At 68.5% G+C, this 20813-nt stretch carries 21 protein-coding genes, 1 tRNA gene, 1 pseudogene and 1 riboswitch; of the genes and pseudogenes, 6 read left to right on the top strand and 17 right to left on the bottom strand.

What is annotated here, in order from left to right:
* Positions 1-21 precede the first annotated feature (21 nt).
* The 5 genes from F3J18_RS23700 to F3J18_RS23680 all read right to left on the bottom strand — a co-directional run bounded on the left by F3J18_RS23700 (position 22) and on the right by F3J18_RS23680 (position 2641).
* A tRNA-Ala gene (locus F3J18_RS23700) sits at positions 22-97 on the bottom strand.
* A 118-nt stretch (positions 98-215) separates the two neighbouring features.
* Positions 216-572, bottom strand: coding sequence for a c-type cytochrome (locus F3J18_RS23695; protein WP_036038280.1), 357 nt, complete (start codon positions 570-572; stop codon positions 216-218).
* A complete protein-coding gene (locus F3J18_RS23690; protein WP_025101379.1) occupies positions 569-1372 on the bottom strand; it encodes a BON domain-containing protein in 804 nt (267 codons plus the stop codon). The genes F3J18_RS23695 and F3J18_RS23690 overlap by 4 nt, the downstream gene beginning before the upstream one ends.
* Positions 1373-1391: 19 nt before the next feature.
* Positions 1392-1976: an SIS domain-containing protein gene (locus F3J18_RS23685; protein WP_025101380.1), complete on the bottom strand. Its 585-nt coding sequence runs from the start codon at positions 1974-1976 to the stop codon at positions 1392-1394.
* A gap of 155 nt (positions 1977-2131) precedes the next feature.
* Positions 2132-2641, bottom strand: a complete 510-nt coding sequence (locus F3J18_RS23680; protein ID WP_166914553.1) for a YraN family protein — start codon at positions 2639-2641, stop codon at positions 2132-2134.
* On the opposite strand from F3J18_RS23680, the gene rsmI reads away from it, so the two are divergent.
* A complete protein-coding gene (gene rsmI / locus F3J18_RS23675; protein ID WP_166914551.1) occupies positions 2640-3530 on the top strand; it encodes a 16S rRNA (cytidine(1402)-2'-O)-methyltransferase in 891 nt (296 codons plus the stop codon). The genes F3J18_RS23680 and rsmI overlap by 2 nt on opposite strands.
* 129 nt (positions 3531-3659) lie before the next feature.
* Here the strand turns inward: rsmI and F3J18_RS23670 are convergent, their stop codons facing one another.
* On the bottom strand, positions 3660-4292 hold the full coding sequence (locus F3J18_RS23670) for a septal ring lytic transglycosylase RlpA family protein (protein ID WP_166914549.1): 633 nt from the start codon (positions 4290-4292) through the stop codon (positions 3660-3662).
* Positions 4293-4963: 671 nt separating this feature from the next.
* Here F3J18_RS23670 and F3J18_RS23665 point away from each other — a divergent pair.
* The 3 genes and pseudogenes from F3J18_RS23665 (at position 4964) to F3J18_RS23655 (ending at position 6845) form a co-directional block, all read left to right on the top strand.
* Positions 4964-5611 (top strand): MBL fold metallo-hydrolase, encoded by a 648-nt coding sequence (locus F3J18_RS23665; RefSeq protein ID WP_025101384.1) that lies wholly within the window; start codon positions 4964-4966, stop codon positions 5609-5611.
* Positions 5608-6156 (top strand): annotated as a pseudogene (locus tag F3J18_RS23660) (exonuclease); the annotation flags it as partial. The gene F3J18_RS23665 and the pseudogene F3J18_RS23660, both read left to right, overlap by 4 nt.
* 230 nt (positions 6157-6386) lie before the next feature.
* Positions 6387-6845 (top strand): Lrp/AsnC family transcriptional regulator, encoded by a 459-nt coding sequence (locus F3J18_RS23655; RefSeq protein WP_025101386.1) that lies wholly within the window; start codon positions 6387-6389, stop codon positions 6843-6845.
* A 45-nt stretch (positions 6846-6890) separates the two neighbouring features.
* On the opposite strand, the gene F3J18_RS23650 is transcribed toward F3J18_RS23655, so the two are convergent.
* The 3 genes from F3J18_RS23650 to F3J18_RS23640 all read right to left on the bottom strand — a co-directional run bounded on the left by F3J18_RS23650 (position 6891) and on the right by F3J18_RS23640 (position 9761).
* Positions 6891-8084, bottom strand: coding sequence for a cation diffusion facilitator family transporter (locus F3J18_RS23650; protein ID WP_166914547.1), 1194 nt, complete (start codon positions 8082-8084; stop codon positions 6891-6893).
* Between the two features lie 258 nt (positions 8085-8342).
* Complete coding sequence (locus F3J18_RS23645) at positions 8343-8636, bottom strand: H-NS histone family protein (RefSeq protein ID WP_025101388.1); 294 nt, start codon at positions 8634-8636, stop codon at positions 8343-8345.
* A 387-nt stretch (positions 8637-9023) separates the two neighbouring features.
* Positions 9024-9761 (bottom strand): pyridoxamine 5'-phosphate oxidase family protein, encoded by a 738-nt coding sequence (locus F3J18_RS23640; RefSeq protein ID WP_166914545.1) that lies wholly within the window; start codon positions 9759-9761, stop codon positions 9024-9026.
* A 189-nt stretch (positions 9762-9950) separates the two neighbouring features.
* Between F3J18_RS23640 and F3J18_RS23635 the strand changes: the two genes are divergently transcribed.
* Positions 9951-11156 carry an MFS transporter gene (locus F3J18_RS23635; protein ID WP_025101390.1) on the top strand — a complete coding sequence of 402 codons (1206 nt, stop codon included), beginning with the start codon at positions 9951-9953 and terminating at the stop codon, positions 11154-11156.
* Between the two features lie 84 nt (positions 11157-11240).
* Here the strand turns inward: F3J18_RS23635 and F3J18_RS23630 are convergent, their stop codons facing one another.
* Together F3J18_RS23630 and F3J18_RS23625 are read right to left on the bottom strand one after the other, a co-directional pair.
* A complete protein-coding gene (locus F3J18_RS23630; RefSeq protein ID WP_166914543.1) occupies positions 11241-12383 on the bottom strand; it encodes a branched-chain amino acid ABC transporter substrate-binding protein in 1143 nt (380 codons plus the stop codon).
* A gap of 421 nt (positions 12384-12804) precedes the next feature.
* Positions 12805-13905, bottom strand: coding sequence for a nitronate monooxygenase (locus tag F3J18_RS23625; RefSeq protein ID WP_166914541.1), 1101 nt, complete (start codon positions 13903-13905; stop codon positions 12805-12807).
* Between the two features lie 282 nt (positions 13906-14187).
* Between F3J18_RS23625 and F3J18_RS23620 the strand changes: the two genes are divergently transcribed.
* A complete protein-coding gene (locus F3J18_RS23620; protein ID WP_166914539.1) occupies positions 14188-14880 on the top strand; it encodes a dienelactone hydrolase family protein in 693 nt (230 codons plus the stop codon).
* 118 nt (positions 14881-14998) lie between these two features.
* Here F3J18_RS23620 and metF read toward each other — a convergent pair whose 3' ends face one another.
* The 6 genes from metF to flhF all read right to left on the bottom strand — a co-directional run.
* Positions 14999-15835 (bottom strand): methylenetetrahydrofolate reductase [NAD(P)H], encoded by an 837-nt coding sequence (gene metF / locus F3J18_RS23615; protein WP_025099982.1) that lies wholly within the window; start codon positions 15833-15835, stop codon positions 14999-15001.
* A gap of 19 nt (positions 15836-15854) precedes the next feature.
* Entirely contained in the window at positions 15855-16208 is a 354-nt protein-coding gene (locus F3J18_RS23610) for a phage holin family protein (protein ID WP_013696293.1), read from the bottom strand.
* 152 nt (positions 16209-16360) lie between these two features.
* Complete coding sequence (gene ahcY / locus F3J18_RS23605) at positions 16361-17779, bottom strand: adenosylhomocysteinase (RefSeq protein WP_013696292.1); 1419 nt, start codon at positions 17777-17779, stop codon at positions 16361-16363.
* A 28-nt stretch (positions 17780-17807) separates the two neighbouring features.
* A riboswitch (S-adenosyl-L-homocysteine riboswitch) is annotated at positions 17808-17948 on the bottom strand.
* Between the two features lie 137 nt (positions 17949-18085).
* Positions 18086-18811, bottom strand: coding sequence for an RNA polymerase sigma factor FliA (locus tag F3J18_RS23600; RefSeq protein WP_161783299.1), 726 nt, complete (start codon positions 18809-18811; stop codon positions 18086-18088).
* A 64-nt stretch (positions 18812-18875) separates the two neighbouring features.
* A complete protein-coding gene (locus tag F3J18_RS23595) occupies positions 18876-19688 on the bottom strand; it encodes an AAA family ATPase (protein WP_025099984.1) in 813 nt (270 codons plus the stop codon).
* Positions 19681-20813: flagellar biosynthesis protein FlhF (gene flhF / locus F3J18_RS23590; protein WP_166914537.1), on the bottom strand; the 1133-nt coding region annotated here is incomplete at its 5' end. The genes flhF and F3J18_RS23595, both read right to left, overlap by 8 nt.

The following is a 20813-nucleotide window of genomic DNA, read 5'->3' as shown; positions in this document are numbered from 1 at the left end:
GCCGGCTTTCTGGTGATTCGTTGGTGGAGAGGAGGAGGATCGAACTCCCGACCTTCGCATTGCGAACGCGACGCTCTCCCAGCTGAGCTACCCCCCCAACATCCGTCGATCATACACAAGCCGCGACGAGGATGGCAAGCCGCCCCAAAAAGTTTTTCGCGGGCGGCTCGGGCGGTCTCGCGAAGGGATCTTTATCACCCCTCGCCGCCCGCCGTTCAGGACGGCGAGCCTGCCAGCACCCATTTGACGACGGCCTTCACGTCGGCGTCGCTCATGCCGGGATGGGCCGGCATCGGGATCACGCCCCACACGCCCGAGCCGCCGTCTCGGACCTTCTTCTCGAGCTTGGCGGCCGCGCCCGGATCGTTCTTGTAGCGCGCGGCCACGTCCTTGAACGAGGGACCCACCAGCTTGCGGTCGACCGCGTGGCAGCCCATGCAGGCATTGGCGCGCGCCACGCGCAGGCCGTCGTCGGCCGCGCGCGCGGCAGGCGCCGCCGCCAGGCCCGCGCCCAGCAGCACCGCCGTCGCGGCGAAGGCCGCGGCGCGGCGGATCGTGACACCACCGCTCATTGCGACCCCGCCTTCGGATTGCCCGGATGCACGTTCGGCGAGGCCGAAACCGGCGCCGGCGATTGCAGCGGCGTGGCGGTCACGCTCGAATCGGGCACCGCGCCCACCGTCGGGCCGACGTCGACGGCCGGCGCCGGCTGCGACACGCCGGCGTCGCTGGCAGGCGCGCTGGCGTTGGACAGGCCCGGCGCGTCGGCCGGCTTGATGTACTGGAACACCTTCACCACCTGCACCACGCCCGGCACGCGGCTCGCGACATCGGCGCCGCGGCTGCCCTCGTCGACCGTCACCAGGCCCAGCAGATAGACGTTGCCGCGCTCGCAGACCACCTTGAAGTCGTTCGCCGAAATACCCTTCTCGGCGATCAGCGCGGTCTTCACGCGGCCTTCGAGATAGGAATCGTTGGTGCGGTCGGACAGCGTGGCGGCCGGCTGGATCGCCAGTTCGTTGACGATCGCGTTGACGTTGTTGATGGCGCGCACGATCTCCTCGGCACGCTGCTTCGAGGCGTCGTTCGGCACCTCGCCGGTCAGCAGCACGCGCCGGTTGAACACCGTCACGTTGACGTGCGCCTCGTCCGGCAGGCCGCTCTTGATCTGCGAGGCCGCCTTGATCTGGATCTCGCGATCCTCGGTCTGCGCGCCCAGCGTGCGGCGATCGGTGGCGATCAGCGCGCCGCCGCCGGCCGCCGCGCCGGCGAAGGCCAGCACGCAGCCCTGCAGGCTGGCGGCCAGGCCGGCCGACAAGGCGATCATCAGGGTGGTTCTCACAAGCGTCGGTCCGACGCGGCTCGGTGTCATCGACAAGCTCTCCTTGGAATCAGTCCTCGCCCAGCAGCATCGCGTCGATGCCGTCGCAGAGGCAATGGATGGTCAGCAGATGGACTTCCTGGATGCGCAACGCCCGGTCGGACGGCACGCCGATATGGATATCGGTATCGGACAGCGCGGCGGCCAGCTCGCCGCCCTTGCCCGTCAGCGCGATCACGGTGATCTCGCGCTCGCGTGCCTCGGCGGCCGCGGCCAGCGCGCGCGGCGTGTCGCCGGCGGGATCGATCACCACCAGCACGTCGCCGGTCTGGCCGAGCGCGCGCAGTTGCTGCGCGAAGATCTGGTCGGCCGCCTCGCCGCCCGCCAGCGGGCCGGCACGGCTCGCGTCGGTGGCCAGCGCGAGGCCCGGCAGGCTCGGCCGCTCGCGCTCGAAACCGCCGACCAGCGCATTGGCGAGCCGCTCGGCCATGGCGGCCGAAGGGCCGTCGCCGCAGGCGAGAATCTTGTTGCCGTTCGCGAGCGCCATGAACATCGCGTCGACGGCGGCCGCGATCGGCAACGACAGCGCGTCGAGCACCTCGAGCGCAAGCGTGGCGTTGTCGCGGATATGTTGCTGAATACGTTCGACTGACATCGATTCCTATCGAGTTGAAACCCGGAGCGGAGCCTGGCGTGAAACGCGCATCGAGCGCCGCGCGGTAGCGTGGGTGCGGCGAGTTTACCGTACTCCGCGGCCATCACCGCCGGGTCCCTTACATCTCGACACAACAAGCGCGCGCGCCGCACGCGCTAGATGTCGTCGGCGCGGAACGCGTCGCGCAGCCAGACCAGCCGCCCGGCCTCGAAGGCGATCACGTCGAAGCGGCACGCGCAATGGCCGCCGAAGCGCGCCCACACCAGCCGCGCGGCCTGCACCAGGCGGCGCCGCTTGTGCAGGCCGATGCTCGCCAGCGCGCCGCCGTGGCGCGCCTGCCGGCGCGCGCGCACCTCGACGAACACCAGGCTGCCGTCGCGCTCGCGCATCAGCAGGTCGAGCTCGCCGCCGCGCACCACCAGGTTGGCGGCCACGAAGGCCAGCCCCTGCCGCTCCAGGAAGCGCCGCGCCTGCTGCTCGAAGCGCTCGCCGACGCGTTTCGACCCACCCCGCGCGGAAAAGTTGTCGGCCTCGCCGGCGGCGGCCCCTTCGCGCAACGCTTTGCCAGCGCCATCGCCCGCCGCGCCGCGCGAAGCCGTGTCACCCGCATGGCACAATGCGGGCCTTGTTCCGCCCGCCGCGCGCCGTCGCGCCTTCTCCGTCATGACTGCCCTCCCCGATCTCGCGCAATCGCAGCACTATCCCGCCGGCACGCTCTACGTGGTCGCGACGCCGATCGGCAACGCGGCCGACATCACGCTGCGCGCGCTGCACGTGCTCGCGCTGGCCGACCGCATCGCCGCCGAGGACACGCGCAACACCGGCCAGCTGCTGTCGCGCTACAGCATCTCCAAGCCGCTGTTGGCCGTGCACGAGCACAACGAGCGCGAGGCGGCGGGGCGCATCGTCGAGCTGCTGCTGGCCGGCGAGCGGATCGCCTATGTTTCCGACGCGGGCACGCCCGGCATCTCGGACCCCGGCGCCAAGCTGGTGGACGCGGTGCGCGCCGCCGCGCTGCCGGTGGTACCGCTGCCCGGCGCGAACGCGGCCGCCACCGCCGTGAGCATCGCCGGCGACTGGGCCGGGCCCTTCACCTTCGCGGGCTTCCTGCCGCCCAAGCCCAAGCAGCGCGCCGCCGCGCTCGAGCCGCTCAAGGCCCATCCCTACGCGCTGGTGTTCTACGAGGCGCCGCATCGCATCGTCGAGACCGTCGAGGCGCTCGCCCAGGCCTTCGGCGGCGAGCGGCGCCTGCTGATCGGCCGCGAACTGACGAAATTACACGAGGACGTGTTCGTCGGCACCCTGGCCGAAGGGCCAGCCTGGCTGGCCGGCGACAGCAACCGCCAGCGCGGCGAGTTCGCGATCGTGGTGGAAGGCGCGAGCGCGCCGCAAGGCGAGGACGATCCGGCCGCGCACGATGCGCTGCTCAGGCTGCTGCTGTCGGAGGTGCCGGTAAAGGGGGCGGCGAAGCTGGCCGCGGCGCTGACGGGCGCATCGCGCAACACGCTGTATGCGCGCGCGCTCGAACTGAAGGAAGAGGCCGAAGGAGACTGACGCGGCAGGGCCGGCGGCCGGCCGCCGGCGACGCCTGGAAAGCAGCAAGCGGCGTGAACCCGTCACGCCGCTCGTGTCGCTGCACGGCTGCTGGTCCGGCTGGCCAGCCGGATGCCGCGCGAATGAAGCTCAGTGTGTCTGCGAAGCCGAAGCGACCATCTCGTCGCGCGCGACCTTCGCCTGCTCGGGCGACAGCCCGACGATCTTGACGCTGCCGGTGCCCGCATGGACCAGGCCGATGATCTTGGCCGCCGCATACGAGAGATCGAGCACGCGGCCGCGCTTGAACGGGCCGCGGTCGTTGATCTTCACCACCACCGACTTGCCGTTGCTCTGGTTGATCACCTTCACGTAGGACGACAGCGGCAGGGTGCGATGCGCGGCGGTCAGCTCGTTCATGTCGAAGCGTTCGCCGTTGGCGGTGCGCCGGCCATGGAAGGCGCGGCCGTACCACGAGGCCTTGCCGCTCTGGCGGAAATCGGACACGTCGGCCGCGTCGATCGGCTCCGCGTCGGCCAGCGAGGCGCGCTTGGCGTCCTGCGAGTCGGTGGTCGGCATGGTCGCCAGCGCCGAGTCGAACTGCTTGCCGTCGCCATCGTCGGCGGCATTCGCCGCGCTCGCGGCAGACGTGCGCAGCGCGTCCCTGGCCGGATTGGACTGGTTGGCCGCCTGGTCGTTGGCGGCATTGGGCGGCATCGCGCATCCGGTGAGCGCGGCCATCATCACTACTGGGCCGAGTTGCCTCGGCAATCGAAATTTCATCGACGTGTCGCCTATAGGTGCGGGCCGCGACTGCTGGAAAATACGGCCCGGACGGATATGCGCGCACGCCCCTGCTCGTTGCGAGCAGATGGCTTGCACTGGTGCGGCTGTCGTACTGCCGCGACCGTCCTGATTAGCTTTCACGTCTGGCGCAACCTGTCCCCGGCAGCCTGACCAGACCCCAAATGTCGCCATCGAACCGGCTGACCGGTTCGCGCGCCCTGCCGATCGGCGGGACACAGGAACGGCGACATAGGCCTCATCCGGCATGCGACAGCATGGCCGCGGCGGGTGCGCGTGGCGCCCGGCCGGACAAGACGTGAGTACCGATGAATCGGCACTGGATGCGCCGCCGGTAGGCCGGCGGCTAGTGCATTGACGGCGTGTCGGCCCGCTTTTGCGGTGCCTTTGCGCCTGCTAGAACGCGTGGTGGAACCACGCACAATGGGCCGCATTATACAGAAATGAAAATGGTGTCCCGCAAAACGGCCTGTCCCCTTGATTGATTCTCCCTATGATGCAATCCCGGGTACGGCCGCTGCGGGACGCCCGGCGGGCGTGGCGGCGGCCCCGCGCGGCGGCCGTCCGGCCGGCTCGCCCCGAGGCACGCGCGGGCGGACGAGCCAGTACAATCGAGCCTTTACTCCCAGCCGAGCCGCCTCCCCGCCGCCATGAAAGTCACGCTGATACCCGTCACCCCGTTCCAGCAGAATTGTTCGCTGATCGTCTGCGAACAGACGGGGCGCGCCGCCGTCGTCGATCCGGGCGGCGATCTCGAGCTGATCCGCGGCGAGGTCGAGCGGCAGCAGGCCAAGGTCGAGAAGGTGCTGATCACGCACGGCCACCTCGATCACTGCGCCGGCGCCAAGGCGCTGGCCGAGCACTACGGCGTGCCGATCGAGGGGCCGCACGAGGAAGAGCGCTTCTGGATCGACCAGCTACCGGCGCAAAGCCAGCGCTTCGGCTTCGGCGGCACGGCCGAGGCCTTCGAGCCGGCGCGCTGGCTCGGCGACGGCGACACCGTCACGGTCGGCGCGGAAACGTTGGAGGTCTATCACTGCCCGGGCCACACGCCGGGCCACGTGGTGTTCTTCAGCCGCGAGCACCGGCTGGCGATCGTCGGCGACGTGCTGTTCGCGGGTTCGATCGGCCGCACCGACTTCCCGCGCGGCAACCACGAGGACCTGCTGCGCTCGATCCGCGAGAAGCTCTGGCCGCTCGGCGACGACGTCACCTTCGTGCCAGGCCACGGCCCGGTGTCGACCTTCGGCGACGAGCGCGAGAGCAATCCCTTCGTGGCGGACCGGAGGTTCGGATGAGCGGCGAGATCTACGTCAGCACCGACGTCGAGGCCGACGGCCCGATCCCCGGCCCGCACTCGATGCTCAGCTTCGCCTCGGCCGCCTATACCGAGGACAAGCAACTGATCGCGACCTTCTCGGCCAACCTGGAGACGCTGCCCGGCGCGGCCGCGCACCCGGTGCAGGAAGCCTGGTGGAAGACCCAGCCCGAGGCCTGGGCGGCCTGCCGCCAGGACCTGCAGGCGCCCGAGGCGGCGCTGGTGGCCTATGTGGACTGGGTCGAGGCGCTGCCCGGCAAGCCGGTGTTCGTGGCAATGCCGGCCGGCTTCGATTTCACCTTCATGTTCTGGTACATGATGCGTTTCGCGGGACGCTGCCCCTTCTCGTGGTCCGCGCTCGACATCAAGACGCTGGCCTTCGCGCTGACCGGCCTGCCCTACCGCAAGGCGATCAAGCCGCGCTTCCCGAAGCACTGGTTCGACGATCATCCGCACACGCATGTCGCGCTCGACGACGCGATCGAGCAGGGCGCGCTGTTCTGCAACATGCTGGTCGAGCTGCGCCAGCGGCAGGCCGCCTTCGAGGCGGCAGGCGGGCGTGCAGCGGCGTCCGGCGATGCGGCAGCGGCGGGAGCAAGCTGACGCGCCGGTCAGGTGGCGCGGCACGAGACAGCAGAAAATTCCCGCGCTGCCTGCCGCGCCTAGCGAATCCGCCTCATTTAGCCGGCATCATTGCAGGACTTTTCCCGCACCTCTAACATGTGGGCGTTCCAGCCGCCCTCCCGGAGATGCCGGTGATACTCGATTCCTTCTCGCAAAAGATCCTGCGCCTGCTGCAGCTCGACGCACGCCGCTCGGTGCAGGAAATCTCCGACCAGGTCGGCCTGTCGAGCACGCCCTGCTGGCGGCGCATCAAGGACATGGAGCAATCCGGCGTGATCCAGCGCTACACCGCGCTGCTCGATCGCGAGAAGCTCGGCCTGCACGTCTGCGCGCTGGCCCACGTGCACCTGACGCGCCACAACGAGGGCGGCGTCGAGCAGTTCGAGCGCGAGATCGCGACCTGCCCCGAGGTGACCGAGTGCTACAGCACCACCGGCGAGGCCGACTACATCCTCAAGATCGTGGCGCCCGACATCAAGGCCTATGACGTGTTCCTGCACGAGCGGATCTTCAAGATCCCGGCCGTCTCGCAGGTGCGGACCAGCGTGGTGCTGCGCGAAATCAAGTTCGACACGCAACTGCCGCTGTGAGGCGGCGGGCGCCGGCCATCGGCGCCGGCGCCGCGTTCACGGCGCTCAGGCCGCCGGCGGCCGCTCCATCCCGGTCGCCCCGCCCAACTCTGCCGCTTCGCCCGGCGGCGCCCACTCGATACCGACGCGTTTCACCCCCAGCCGCTCCCGCAACGCGGCCGCATCGACCGCCTGCCCCGGCGCCGATCCCGGCGCGGCCAGCGTGATATCGACCTCGAGCCCGCCGCTCAGGTAGTGCAGCCGCACGGCCGCCGCGCGCAGGCCGAGTTCGGCCAGCGCCGCGTCGAGCCTGGCCACGATCTCGTCGCGCGGCGGCAGCGCCAGCGCGGAACGGCGCCAGAGCGCATCGTGCTCGGGATCGACATGGATCAGCGCATCCACCACGCGCGGATCCTCGAGCACGCGGGCGCGCGCCGTTTCCGCGATGAAGTGCCCTTCCGAGACCGAGATCATCGGATCGACCAGGATGTGCGCGTCGACCACCGCGGCATCGCCCATCTTGCGGGTGCGCAGCTCGTGCACCTCGCGCACGCCGGGTGTGGCGACCAGCCGCGCGCGGATCTCGTCGGCCGCGCGCGCGTCGAGCGCGCGATCGGACAGGTCCTGCAGGGCGTTCCAGCCGAAACTCCAGCCCATGCGCGCGACCATGAAGCCGACGATCGCCGCCGCGATCGGATCCAGCAGCTTGATCCCCGCCAGGCTGCCGACGATGCCGATCGCCACCACCAGCGAGGAAGCCGCGTCGGAGCGCGCATGCCAGGCGTTCGCCACCAGCAGGGCCGAGCGCACGCGGCGCGCCTCGCGCAGCATGTAGCGGAACAGCGCCTCCTTCGAGATCACCACCAGCACCGCCACCGGCAGCGCGATCGCATGCACCGCCGGGATCGCGTCGAGGTCGACCAGCCGGTCGCCGGCGCGCCACAACATGCCGATCCCGACCGTGATCAGGATCGCGCCGAGCAGCAGCGAAGCGACCGTTTCGTATCGGCTATGGCCGTAATTGTGATCGGCATCGGGCTGCGCGCCGCTATGCCGATTGGCAATCAATACGATGAAATCGGAAACCAGATCGGATAAGGAATGGACGCCATCGGCAATCAATGCCTGCGAATGCGCAATAGAGCCGATAGCCATCTGTAATGTGGCCAGCACCACATTCAGTGCAATGCTGACACCCGTGGTCTTGCGCGCCACGGCATGTTTTTCGTGATCGGGATCGTCGACGGTAAATGTGGACATGGATTACCGCTGGAAGCCGCAATTCTGAGATTCTATCAAGGCAGCCGGCCGGCCCCTTGGCGATGCCTGAAAAAACGCGGCAAATCAGGTGCTTATGGATGAGGCCGGGCGACCATGGCGGCAACGAGACCGATTAGGCTCGTCGCGATACGGCCCCGGTTGTCTAGATAACTAAACAAAAGGCCACCCATCTCGCCGACGAGATGAATGGCCTTCATTTTTCCGGGAGACGGCTCGGGTTTAAGCCGCCTTCGGGATTCAGATCGCGAATTGCTCGCGATTCTTGCCGGCGATCCAGCGCGGCGGCTTGCCGCGCCCCGACCACGTCGCGCCCGATTCCGGATCGCGATACTTCGCGGCGACACCGGCGCGGGCACGGCCGGCCTTGGCCGCCTTGGCACCCTTCAGACCGAGTTCGGCAAGCGAGAAGCCGTAATCGGAGATCTTCTGTTTCACGTCGTTGAGGACCGCGGCATATTCACTCGCCTTGGCTTCCTCGATTTGCTTCTCCAGCTTTTCCCGCTGTGCGAGAAGGTCCTTGTAAGAAGACATATATTCCCTTTTTCTCTGACTAAACGGAACCGGTCTGTGCCGGCTGAACCATTTTCACGTAACGATGCCTCGGATTATGGAGGCAGAGATTAGCACAAAAAACAATCTGGGGAATCGTCCGCAACGCAAATAAATGTTCCGGATTGTGATTAATCATCAAGGAATCTGAAGCTTGAACGGCAATTCAATTACCGCTTAAATGATTGACGCAATCGATTAGGCAGAATTTGTTCATATATTCATGCTCTCAGGACGCGCAACGGCCGGCATGCCGGACATTTGAAAGTTTTCATGCTGCGACAACTTCGACCCGATTTCGGACAAATCCTAATGCACCGAAAAAGTGCATGAATTCGATCGACGATATCGGAAAGCCGATCGCATTGTCTATCGAGGCAGCCCGAAATTCGCCGAAATCTCGCGCAAGGCCAACTCCAGCGCCGTGAAATCATGCGCCGCTTCGCCGAAATTCGTCCGTTGCAAGCGTCCCGCGATTCGCCAATCCGCGCCGAAACGATCGACGCCGAGCAGGCAAATCGCCTCGTTATTGCCGCCGGGATATGACGCCCACAGCGCCTGCTCCTCCTCGAAGGACAGCGGCGGCAGCGCATCGAGCGCCGCCGACTCGACCCAGCCCATGCGGCCGAAACCGCCGATGAAGCGCAGGCGTTCGATCTCGAGCACGCGCAGGCTGAAATCGCCGAGCGCGAGATACCGGGCCGCATCGGGGTGGTAACGCTGGTAGCGGGCGGCGAGATGGGCATCGTCCCCGGCCGCCGTGAAGCGGCCGAGCACGGTCATGCGCTGCGCCTCGAGCACCGCCGCGGCCGGTGCCGCCGCATCGTTCGCCGCCTCGTGCGCCGAAGTATCGGCCGGCGCGAGCGGCGCGACCGCCACCGGCGGCGCCTCGTCGGCGACCAGGAAACCCGCGCGCGGATCGGCATCGAGATTGCGCGTGTGCTCGGCCAGCGCACTGACCAGGATCACCGGCCGGTGCCGCGCATCGGTCGCGTACGGCAGCGCGCTCGGATAGGGAAAACCGGCCGGCTCGCGCGCATGCGTCGCCAGCGTGGCGACCTGCCGGCGGTGCAGCAGGTGGATCGGCAATTCGGCGGGGATGTGCAAGGCAGGCTCCTTCCTGGCTCCGGGGGACGCCCGGCCGAGAGCGCCGGGCACGACGCTCCGTTAGAATCGGGCGCTTGCGCGCATTGTCGCCCAGGCCCGCCGGCCGCGGGCGCCGCGCGCCTCCGATTCCAAACCGATCCGCGCGAGCGGCGGGTGCGTCCCGCCGCGCCGCGCGCTGCCGAGCTCACCGTGTCCGACCATTCCCCCCAGCTGCCGCCGCTGCCCGCCGCCCACCGCGACCTGTCCTCGGACGATCGCCGGCGCGCGCGCCTGGCGACCATGGCCCTGTTCTTCATCGCCGGCATGATGTATGCGTCCTGGGGCGTGCACGTGCCCACCGTGCGCGACCGCTTCGCGCTGAGCCCGGCCCTGCTCTCGCTGGCCCTGCTGGCGGTGGCGATCGGCTCGATCGTGGCGATGACCACCAATGCGAAATGGATCGCCCGGGTCGGCACGCGCACTGCCTGCCTGGCCGGCGGCATCGGCATGTCGGTGTTCGGCGCGCTGATCCTGGTGGCGCCGAGCTACGCGCTGCTGATCGTGGTGCTGATGCTGTTCGGCTTCAGCATGGCCACCCTCGACGTGGCGATGAACGCCGAGGCCAGCGCGGTCGAGATCGCCTTCGGCCGGCCGATCATCTCGATGCTGCACGGCATGTTCAGCATCGGCGGCCTGGCCGGCGCCGCGCTCGGCGGCATCGCGCTGTCGGCCGGCATGGCGCCCAGCCTGCACCTCGCGCTGGCCTCGCTGCTGTGCGCGGTGATCCTGGTGATCGCCTGCCCGGCCGTGCTGCCGCATGTGCCGCACGCCGAGGCCGGGCACGGCCGCTCGGGCAATCGCTGGCGCTCGCCGGCGCTGTGGATGCTCGGCGCGATCGCGCTGGTCTCGCTGATCGCCGAAGGCGCGATGTACGACTGGGCCACCGTCTACATGCGCGACGTGGTGGCCGCCACGCCGGCCTTCGCGAGCGCGGCCTACGCGGCCTTCTCGGGCGGCATGGCCGCCGGCCGTTTCGCCGGCGACTTCGTGCGCGCCCGCTTCGGCGCGCCGCAACTGGTGTTCGCCAGCGCCAGCTTCGCCTGCGTGGGGATGCTCGGCGCGCTGCTGCTGCCCGAGCCGGTGCCGGCCCTGGTCGGCTTCACGATGATGGGCCTGGGCCTGGCCAACATGATGCCGCTGCTGTTCGCGGCGGCCGCGCGGGTGGCCGGCATCTCGCCGGCCGAAGGCCTCGCGCACGTGGCGGGCCTCGCCTACTTCGGGCTGATGTTCGGGCCGGTGGTGATCGGCGCGGTCGCCCAGGCGGCCGGGCTGCCGGTCGGGCTCGGCATCGTCGCGCTGTGCGCGGCGATCGTCGCCGTCGCGGCGCCCAAGGTGATGCTGCGGCTGAAGGTCTGAACCGTTCCGGGTCGCTGCAGCGGCGCCAAAAGAAAAGGCGCCCGTCTCTCGACGGGCGCCCTTTACCCCCTCTGCGGCCGCAGCTTACATCTTGACCTGATCAAGGAAGGACTTCTTGCCGCCCTTGTAGTCGTACAGCGAGATCACGCCGTGCTTCAGGTCGCCCTTCGAATCGAACACGGTCTCGCCGATCACGCCCTTGTAGTCAGTGGTCGGCATTTGCGCCAGGATCTTGGCCGCGTCCACCGAGTTCGCGCGCTTCATCGCATCGACGATGATGTACACGGCGTCATAGGTGAACGGCGAGTAGATCTGGATCGGCTGGCCGAAACGCTTCTGGTACTTGGCCTGGAATTCCGCGCCGCCCGGCATCTTCTCGAGGGCCGCGCCGGCCTGCGAGCAGATCACGTTCGCCGAGGCGTCGCCCGCCAGGTCCGAAAGCTGCTCGGTACACACGCCGTCGCCGGCCAGCACCTTGGCGCGCAGGCCGAGCTGCTTGGCCTGCTTGGCGAACGGGCCGCCGGTGGCATCCATGCCGCCGTACATGATCGCGTCCGGGTTTTCGCCCTTGATCTTGGTCAGGATCGCGCGGAAGTCGACCGCCTTGTCGTTGGTCGCGTCGTGCGAGAGCACCTTCAGGCCGAGCGCCTTGGCCTTCTTCTCGAATTCGTTGGCCAGGCCCTGGCCGTAAGCGGTCGAGTCGTCGACCACCGCCACCGACTTGAAGCCCTTCGACAGCGCGTAGTTGGCCAGTGCCGGGCCTTGCTGCGCATCGGTCGCGACCACCCGGTAGGCGGTCTTGAAACCTTGCTGCGTGTAGGCCGGGTTGGTGGCCGACGGCGAGATCTGGACGATGCCGGCATCGCTGTAGATCTTCGAGGCCGGGATCGTGGTACCCGAGTTCAGGTGGCCCACCACGGCGACGACCTTGTCGTCGACCAGCTTCTGGGCAACCTGGGTGGCGGTACGCGGGTCGGCCGCGTCGTCCTGGGCATCGAGCTGGAGCGTGATCTTCTGGCCGCCGATCGTCAGGCCCTTCGCGTTGATTTCCTCGACCGCGAGACGGGCACCGTTTTCATTGTCCTTGCCGAGGTGGGCGATACCGCCCGTCAACGGCGCGACGTGGCCGATCTTCACGACCTGGTCGGCCGACGCGTTCGTCGCGAACGCCGCAAACACCATCACCGCCGCGCTGATCGGCAACAGCTTTTGCATCTTGATATTCATGGAAGTCTCCAGTTTCGATCCAAAAAATGCCATCGCCGGTTCCCCGCTCCATCCCCGGTGTCTTCCACCACTGGAGTTTCGCCGGCCGCATCTGTCATGCACGTGGCTGCAAGCACCCGAGGCAACCGCTTGTAGCGGGCGTCTCACCGTACTTGCGCGCAAGTGTAGGTGATCAAATTAATTTGTGGGATCTTTTTGGAATAGTGGGAGCACTACCGATGTCGCGGCCATGCGACAGCCTGTATGGGATTACGGAAACCCTTGGTGGGTAAGGGTTTCCGCTAATTCATTCGGGATGACGAAGGGTTGTTTTATTCACTGGATTAATCGCCGGATGATGTTGCGGATCAATGACTTCGGCCGGAAACAATTCACTGCCATGCAGCACCGAATCGGCCCGTTCAATGCGGGGCGCCGGGGTTCAAGACAGCTTCGCGAAACGCGCGAGCGCTTCGCGCCATTCGCCGTCGAGCGCCTCCACCAGCGCCGCTGCGGGCAGGCCCTGGCCGCGCCGCCGACCCAGCGGGCCGCCCTGGCCCGACCACAGCGACAGGTAATCCGCATCGCCCGCGCGGCCGGCGGCCTGCCGCAATTCCTGGGTCAGCGCGTTCTGCACTGGATACGGCGCAATCGTTTCCGCCTGCGCGGACAGCGTCGAAATCATCGCATTGCGGATGCCGCGCGCATGACGGCCCGAGATCGCGTCGGTGACGAGCGTCGCGGTGTCGCCGGCACTGGCCAGTTGCTCGCGCCACGGCTGCGAGATCCCGCTTTCCGCGCAGGCCAGGAAGGCCGTGCCCAGCTGCGCGGCCTGCGCACCCAGGGCGATCGCCGCGGCGATGCCGCGTCCGTCCATGATGCCGCCCGCGGCCAGCACCGGCAGCCCGGTCGCGTCGATCAACTGCGGCACCAACGCCATGGTGCCGACCAGCGCATCCTCGGCGCGGCCGATGAAGGTGCCGCGATGGCCGCCCGCCTCGGCGCCCTGCGCGCAGATCGCGTCGGCGCCGGCATCGCGCCAGGCGATGCCCTCGGCCACGTGGGTGGCCGTGCCGATCACGTAGCAGCCGGCCGCGTGCAGGCGCTGCACCTGGGCCGCGCTCAACACGCCGAAAGTGAAGCTCGCGATCGGCACGCGCGCGGCGATCAGCACCTCGAGCTGGGCCTCGGCATCGGGCGCGTAGCGCGCCAGCGGCGCGCCGGGAGCCAGGCCGAAGCGCGCGCGCAGCGGATCGATCGCCGCCAGCGCGCGACGCACGGTGGCCTCGTCGGGACGCGCCTCGTCGAGCACGAACAGGTTCACCGCGAAGGCGCGCGGGGTGGCCGCGCGGATCGTCTCGATCTCGGCGGCGAGCCGCTCAGGCGCGAGGCCGGCGCCGCCGAGGCTGCCGAGCGCGCCGGCGTTCGAGACCGCGGCCACCATCGCGGCGGGGCTCGCGCCCAGCATCGGCGCCTGCACCAGCGGCAGGCGCAGGCCGAAACGTTCGGCGAAGGAAACGGCGGACGGCGAGGCAGGGGACATGGCAGGGCTCCGGGGAAGGCGCGGCCGGGACACGCGAGGCGCGCGCGGTCGATGGGTTCGGCTTCGACTCTAGCGAAGCCGGAGCGCGCCGGATAATGAAACCTCGTGATCGCCGCTATCTGGAAAAATGAGAGCCGGGATGCCCGCGCGGCGCGGCCGCATCGCGCCCAAACCTACAAGCGCCTGACGCACTGCAGCGAAGCGCGAACGATGGCACACTGACGCCGCCCTTTTCACCGTGGCCGCGCCATCGTCGCGCGCGCCCGCCATCTGGAGAACAGCATGAGTTCGCAATGGATCGACATCCCCGCCGGCCAGGAATCATTTGGCGGCTACCTCGCGTTGCCCAAGGGCGGCAAGGGCCCGGCCGTGCTCATCGTCCAGGAGATCTTCGGCGTGAACAGCCATATCCGCTCGGTCGCCGACCAGTACGCGGCCGACGGCTACGTGGCGCTCGCGCCGGACGTGTTCTGGCGCACCCAGCCGCGCGTCGAGCTCGGTTATGAAGGCGCCGACCGCGACAAGGGCATCGAGCTGCTGCAGAAGACCGACGTGCACCAGGCCGCGGCCGACATCGCCGCGGCGGCCGCCGCGCTGCGCGCGCGTCCCGAGGTCGAGGGCAAGGTGGCCGGGATCGGCTACTGCTTCGGCGGCCGGCTCGCCTATCTGGCGGCTGCCTCCGGCGCGTTCGACGTGGCGGTGGCCTATTACGGCGGCGGCATCCAGAACCACCTGGACGTGGCCAACCACATCACCCAGCCGATCCTGTTCCACTATGCCGGGCTCGATCACGGCATCACGCCCGAGCACGTCGAGCAGGTGAAGGCCGCCTTCGCGGGCCGCCCGAACGCCGCCGTGCATCTCTACCCCGAGGCCGACCACGGCTTCAACTGCAATGTGCGCGCCTCCTACAACCAGCGCGCCGCCGCACTCGCGCACGGCCGCACCCTGCAGTTCCTCGCCGAGAACCTGTAGGCGGGCAGCCCGGCTTCCCGTCATGCCTCGACGGGGCGCGGACGAAAAAAAACGGACCGGAAGCGGTCCGTTTTTCGTTTGCCGGCAGCCCGGGCAAAGGGCCGCCCGCCGCCCGCGTTCAGCCCGACAGACCGAGCCGTTCGCAGACCGCGCGCGTCGGCGTGGCCAGGTTGAGCGTGTAGAAATGCAGACCCGGCACGCCCTGCTTGATCAGCCGGTCGCACATCGCGGTGATCACGTCGGTGCCGAAGGCGCGGATCGATTCGCGATCGTCGCCGAAGCTCTCCAGCCGGCGCGCGATCCAGCGCGGCACTTCGGCGCCGCACATCTCGGAGAAGCGCATCAGCTGCGAGTAGTTCGTGATCGGCATGATGCCGGGCACGATCGGCACCTCGACGCCGAGCCGCGCGGCATCGTCGACGAAACGGAAATACGCGTCCGCGTTGAAGAAGTACTGCGTGATCGCCGAGTTCGCGCCGGCCTTCACCTTGTCGGCGAAGTGCTGGAGGTCCTGCTTCGGCGAACGCGACTGCGGATGGTATTCCGGGTAGGCGGCCACTTCCAGGTGGAACCAGTCGCCATGCTCGGCGCGGATGAAACGCACCAGGTCGGAGGCATAGCGCAGCTCGCCGACCTCGCCCATGCCCGAGGGCAGGTCGCCGCGCAGCGCCACGATCTGGCGGATGCCGTGCGAGCGGTACTGGTCCAGGATCGCGCGCAGGTTGTCCTTCGACGAGCCGATGCACGACAGGTGCGGGGCGGCCGACAGGCCGTCCTTCTGCATGTCGAGCACGGTGTCGAGCGTGCCTTGCTGCGTCGAGCCGCCGGCGCCGAAGGTCACGGAGACGAACTTCGGCTTGAGCGGCAACAGTTGCGCGCGCGTGGCACGCAGCTTGTCGGCGCCCTCCGCCGTCTTCGGCGGGAAGAATTCCAGGGAGAGTTCGATCGGTTTCATGATTCGGGAGGGATCCCCGTCAGCCCAGGTTGCGCTGGCCGAAGATCAGGGCGGACAGGAGCCACGACACGATGCTGTACAGGATCGACCCGAAGAACGCCGACCAGAATCCCGATACCTCGAAGCCCTTGAGCAGCGAGGACGCGAACCAGAAGCAGAGCGCGTTGACCACCAGGATGAACAGGCCGAGCGTGACGATCGTCACCGGCAGGGTCAGCAGGATCAGCACCGGCCGGATGATGGTGTTGATCAGGCCGAGCACGACCGCGATGATGAGCGCCGTCCCGAAGCTCTTGATGTGGATCGAGGGCACCAGGTAGGTGATGATCAGCAGCGCGAGGGCATTGATGATCCAGGTCAGGATGACGGTCATGTGAAGGGCTCCTAATGCAAAAAAACCGGGCCGCTCGACGCGACCCGGTCGGGCCGCGCATGCGGCCGGCGCGATGCGCGGCGCGCCGGCCCCGAAACCGCGAAGGGGCGCGGCGCGCTACGCCCGTGCCCGGCGCGAGGCCGGGCGCGGGATCAGTAACGGTAGTGGTTCGGCTTGAACGGACCGTCCTGCGACACGCCGATGTACGAAGCCTGCTCGGCCGACAGCACCGTCAGGTTGGCACCGATGCGGGCCAGGTGCAGGCGCGCGACCTTCTCGTCGAGGTGCTTGGGCAGCACGTAGACCTTGTTCTCGTACTGCTCGCCGCGCACGAACAGTTCGATCTGCGCGAGCGTCTGGTTGGCGAACGAGTTCGACATCACGAAGGACGGGTGGCCCGTGGCGCAGCCGAGGTTGACCAGGCGGCCTTCGGCCAGCAGGATCACGCGCTTGCCGTCCGGGAAGATGATGTGATCGACTTGCGGCTTGATGTTTTCCCACTGGTACTGGCGCGTCGACGCGATGTCGATTTCCGAGTCGAAGTGGCCGATGTTGCAGACGATCGCGTTGTGGCGCATCGCCTTCATGTGGTCGTGGCCGATCACGTGGAAGTTGCCGGTGGCCGTGACGAAGATGTCGGCCTTGTCGGCCGCGTATTCCATCGTCACCACGCGGTAGCCTTCCATCGCCGCCTGCAGCGCGCAGATCGGATCGATTTCGGTGACCCACACGGTCGCGCCCAGGCCGCGCAGCGACTGCGCGCAGCCCTTGCCCACGTCGCCGTAGCCGGCCACCACCGCGATCTTGCCGGCGATCATCACGTCGGTGGCGCGCTTGATGCCGTCCACCAGCGATTCACGGCAGCCGTACAGGTTGTCGAACTTCGACTTGGTGACCGAGTCGTTGACGTTGAAGGCCGGGAACGGCAGGCGGCCGTCCTTTTCCATCTGGTACAGGCGATGCACGCCGGTGGTGGTTTCTTCCGTCACGCCCTTGATGTGCGACAGGCGCTTCGAGTACCACTGCGGATCGATGTCCAGGTGAGCGGCGATCGACTTGTAGAGCGCCACTTCTTCCTCGTTGGTCGGCTTGCCGATCACCGAGCGGTCCTTCTCGGCCTTCGAGCCGAGGATCAGCAGCAGGGTCGCGTCGCCGCCGTCGTCGAGGATCATGTTGGCGAACTCGCCGTTCGGCCATTCGAAGATGCGGTGCGAGTATTCCCAGTATTCGTCGAGCGTCTCGCCCTTGTAGGCGAACACCGGCGTGCCGGCTTCGACGATCGCGGCGGCCGCGTGGTCCTGGGTCGAGAAGATGTTGCACGAGGCCCAGCGCACGTCGGCGCCGAGCGCCTTGAGCGTCTCGATCAGCACGCCCGTCTGGATCGTCATGTGCAGCGAGCCGGCGATGCGCGCGCCCTTGAGCGGCTGCGCTGCCTTGTATTCGTCGCGGATCTGCATCAGGCCGGGCATTTCGGTCTCGGCGATGGTCAGTTCCTTGCGGCCCCAGGCAGCCAGTGCCAGGTCGGCGACGAGGTAGTCTTGCGAGGCTTTCGAGTCGATAACGGCGTTCATCACGCCCTCCTTTCTTGGTCAAAGATTGGTGACGTGAGCGCCGTTCAGAGTGCGGCGAGCCTGGCCGGCGCGGCAAGTCGGGAGGACTCGGCGCCAGGCGGGCAAGTGCCGCGCGGTGAAGATTTCCAAGCCTGGCAGGCCGATGCCTGTCGCAACGCTCCTTGGAAACGAGCAGCGATTGTAGCAAAGAGCCGCGAAGAATTCCCGCACGCACGATGCGGGAATACGTATCTATTTGAAATCGCCTCGATCGGTCCCGAAATGCCGGGACGGGGGCAGGACGCGCCGCTCGCGCGGCGGCCGGCCTCAGTGCTCGGCGCCGACCCAGGCCTGTTCGCGCAGGCGCGCGCGCAGCCGCGCCACCGCCTGGCTGTGCAGCTGGCACACGCGCGATTCGCTGACCTCAAGCACCGCGCCGATCTCGCGCAGGTTCAGGCCCCGCTCGTAATAGAGCGACATCAGCAGCTTCTCGCGCTCGGGCAGCCGCTCGATGGCCTCCACCAGCGCGGCGCGCAGGTGGTCGTCGAGCAGCGCGGAAAGCGGGTCGGAATGATCGACTCGATAACGGTCGAGGAAGGGCTCATCGTCGGCGGAACGATCGAAATCCTCGTAGTAGATCAGCTGGCTGCCGTGCAGGTCCTGCAGCATCGACTGGTAATCGGGCAGCGGCATGTCCAGGTGCGAGGCGATCTCGCTCTCGTTGGCGGAACGGCCGAGCTGCTGCTCGACGCGATGCACGGCCTGCTCCACCTCGCGCGAGGTCTTGCGCAGGCTGCGCGGCAGCCAGTCGTTGCTGCGCAGCTCGTCGAGCATCGCGCCGCGGATGCGCTGCGTGGCATAGGTCTCGAACTGCGCGCCCTGGTCTTCCTTGTAGCGGCTCGCGGCATCGAGCAGGCCGATCATGCCGGCCTGGATCAGGTCGTCGAGGTCGACGCTGGCCGGCATCTTCGCCACCAGCTGCAGCCCCAGGCGACGCACCAGCGGCGCGTACTTGGCGAGCACCTCGGCTTGCCCCATTCCCGCTTCGGCCATCGTCGCGGACGTGGACAGTTTTCCTTGAGCGTTGTACATCGGCTCCCTCCAGAGTGCCCGTGGGTCAGGCGGCGTGCGCCGCGCCCCGTTCGATCGCCGGATGCCCGGCATAGGCCCGGCCGGCCGCGCGCGCCGGGCGCATCGGCCAGTACAGCAGGTCCTGCGCGATCTGCCGGTAGTCGCGCGCGGCGGCCGCCGAGGGGAAGGCGTCGACCACCGTGTGCACCAGCTCGCGGGCGCGCGCCACCAGCGGATCGGCGCTCACGTAGCCACCCTCGTCGAGCGCCACGCTCAGGTAACGGCTCGCCACCCCGGCCAGGTTCTCGTAGGCCGCGCGCGCGTCGGCCGCGCTCTGCACGTGGTTGACCAGCACCCGGAACTGCGCGAGCGCATGCGCGTAGTGCAGCCGCTTCATGCAGGCATAGGCCTCGGTGATGGCCGGGCCCGCCACGCGGGTCACCACCAGCACGTCGTTGGCGGCGCGCGCGAGCGCGGAGAACGCGCCCTCGGCGTCGCGCTGCGCATCGACCAGCACGATGTCGGCCGCGCCGTCCAGGTAGGCGGCAAGGCGGGCATCGTCATAGCCGTCGCGCGCCAGCTCGGCGGCCACGCAGATCGAGAAGCCGGCCGCGTGGCGCACCGTGCTGCCGGTGCGCACCCAGGAGCCGGCCAGCGTGGCGGCGGCCGAATCCACGTCGGAGCGTTCGTCGACCACCAGCACGTCCTTGCCCAGCGCGGCCAGCGCCGCCGCCAGGTTGACCACCGTGGTGGTGCAGCCGACCCCGGCCGGGCCGCCCGTCACCGCGACGATGCGCGTCGCGCGGCCGGCCAGCAGGCGCCGCAGCCCTTCGGCTTGATCGGTGGTGTGCTTATCCAAAGTAGACCTCGTGATGTCCGGCGCCCGGGCGGCCGGCAAGGGCCGACAGCATGCCGGGCAGTTCGTCGTCGTGCGGCACGAAGGGCGAGCCGTCGCGCGGCACGCAGAAGGCGCTCTTGAGCAGGAACTTGCGGGTCGCCACGTAGAGGTTCTCCGGCACCTTCTGCCCGGTCGACACGTAGTGCACCGGCAGTTGGTAGCGGATCACCGTGTCGAGCACGCCGCCGAGGTTGGTGGCCTCGTCGAGCTTGGTCAGGATGCAGCCGGCCAGGTCGGGCTGGCCCGCGCCGCGATAGGCCTGCACCACCTCGTTGAGGGTGTCGCCGTGGCTGGTGGCGTTGAGCAGCAGCAGGCGCTGCACCGGCGTGTCGGCGCCCTGCAGCATGGCGATCTGGTCGGACACGGTACGGTCGCGCTGGCTCATGCCGATCGTGTCGATCAGCACGATGTGCTTGTTGCGCAGCTCGGAGAGCGCGAGCTGCAGGTCGCCGCCGTCCTTCACCGCATGCACCGGCACGCCGAGGATGCGGCCGAAGATGCGCAGTTGCTCGTGGCCGCCGATCCGGTAGCTGTCGGTGGTCAGCAGCGCCACCTTGCTGGCGCCGAAGCGCATCACGCAGCGCGCCGCGAGCTTGGCGGTGGTGGTGGTCTTGCCGACCCCGGTGGGGCCCATCAGCGCGAACACGCCGCCGCGCTCCATCAGCGCATCCTCGCTGTCGAGCACCGGCAGGTTGCCGGCCAGCACCGATTCGGCCCAGTCGCAGGCGCCGTCGAAGCTGCCCTCGGCCAGCTCGGCCGGCAGGTTGTCGACCACGGTGCGCACCAGCTGGGCCGAGAAGCCGGCCGAAAACAGGCGCTTGGTCAGCGCGCCGTGCAGCGGGCTGCGGCGCTGGCGATCGCCCCATACCAGGCCGGCGAACTGCTCCTCCATCATGCCGCGCATCGCGCTGAGCTCGTTCATCACGGTCTCGTTGACGATGCGCTCGATGCGCGCGTTGATCTCGTCGGCGATCGCGGCGCTGGCGGGATTCGAGAGATTCGCGGCGCGCGCGGCCGGCTTGGCGGCGGCTGCCGGGACGGCTTGCGAGCCGGCCGGCTCCGCCTCGCGGACCTGCGCGGCGCGGG

It is taken from the genome of Burkholderia sp. Ax-1720, from assembly GCF_011753035.1.
Classification (GTDB): Bacteria; Pseudomonadota; Gammaproteobacteria; order Burkholderiales; family Burkholderiaceae; genus Burkholderia; species Burkholderia gladioli.
This window is presented reverse-complemented; position numbering and strand designations above follow the sequence as displayed.